2 protein-coding genes are annotated in these 1285 nt (G+C 62.4%); both read right to left on the bottom strand.

Translation table 11 applies throughout. The annotated features are described in order from the left end of the window. Positions 1–657, bottom strand: a 657-nt coding sequence (locus AHiyo1_RS15940; protein WP_059389207.1) for a type 1 glutamine amidotransferase, incomplete at its 3' end; no start/stop codon positions are given. Further along, positions 654–1285 (bottom strand): DUF1727 domain-containing protein (locus AHiyo1_RS15935; protein WP_148667624.1); only part of this gene is annotated, 632 nt, incomplete at its 5' end. The genes AHiyo1_RS15940 and AHiyo1_RS15935, both read right to left, overlap by 4 nt.

Raw genomic sequence — 1285 nt, 5'->3', positions numbered from 1 at the left:
GGCGGTCCGGATCAGGAAATCGGCGATGGCCGGATTCTTGGGCAACAGGGAACCGTGCAAGTAGCTGGCAACCACATTCCGGTGCCTGGCGCCTTCGTGGTTGTCTTTGCTGTTGTTGCCGGCACCCTTGGACACGGTGCCGAGCGGCTCGACGCCGGCACCCAGGGAGGTCTGTCCGCTGTGGTTTTCGTAACCCATGATTTCACCGAACTCGGGTGAAGTGAGCGTGACGTTTCCGATGAGGCGTTCGTCCGTACCGATGGTCTCGACGTCAAGGATGCCGATACCGGGGATAACAGGTCCGCTCTTCGTCTTGAAGAACTTGCCGAAAAGCTGGTAGAGCCCGCAAATGACCAGCATGGGCGTTCCGTCCTCGGCCATCCCGCGCAGTTGCTCGCCGCGTGACTGGAGATCGTCCTGGATGACTACCTGGCCGCTGTCCTGGCCGCCACCGCCGACAATGAGATCGACATCTTCGGGGAAGTCGTCGCCCACATTGTATTCAAGGAGTTCGGGCGTGTAACCGTGCCAGAGCAGGCGCTGCCGCAAGACGAGTGCGTTGCCCCAGTCCCCGTAGATGTTCATGTCCCGGGGGTACAGCTGCAGGACCCGGATGGTGCCCTTGCTAGTGTGTGCGGTACCTTCGGCCGGGGTCATGAGACCACCTCTACTGTGGTGATTTTGGAGAGTTCGCGCCGGATGGCCAACATCGCGGTGTACGTGCAGAATACGCGTTTCGGTTTGCCGGCCGAACCCCGGATGAATTCGGCCAAGGCCGCAGTGATGTCGGTGTCCACTGAGCCGAAGCGGACCTCGTCGTACTGGAGGCGCAGTGCCATGTCATAGGCACGGACGCCGGTGACGACCTCGACACCGTCCTCGCGCAGGGAGTCGAATTCAACGTCCCAAAGCCACGACATGTCCCGGCCGTCGGCATAGTTGTCATTGATGGCGATCATGGACGCGTAGCCCTTCGCCGGGAAAGACTTCAGGCCCAGGCGGAAACCGCTCGGGTTCTTCACGAGGACCAACTCAAAAGGCTGGCCGTCCACCGTCAGGCTCTCCCCGCGGCCAAACGCCGGAGCCACTTCGGAGAGCGCCTTGACCAGCTTGGCGGAGTCGCCGGGCCTCCCGCTTGCCCCGGTGATGCTCCTGGCGAGGACCAACGCGGCTGCGGCGTTGAAGATGTTGTAGACGCCGCGGAGTTTCATGTGCGTGGACACAAGGGTTCCGTCGAACTCGAAGTCGGCGTCGTCGGTACCGACCCGGCGGAGCACGACGTCGG

This window comes from Arthrobacter sp. Hiyo1 (assembly GCF_001263615.2).
Taxonomy (GTDB): Bacteria; Actinomycetota; Actinomycetes; order Actinomycetales; family Micrococcaceae; genus Arthrobacter.
This window is presented reverse-complemented; position numbering and strand designations above follow the sequence as displayed.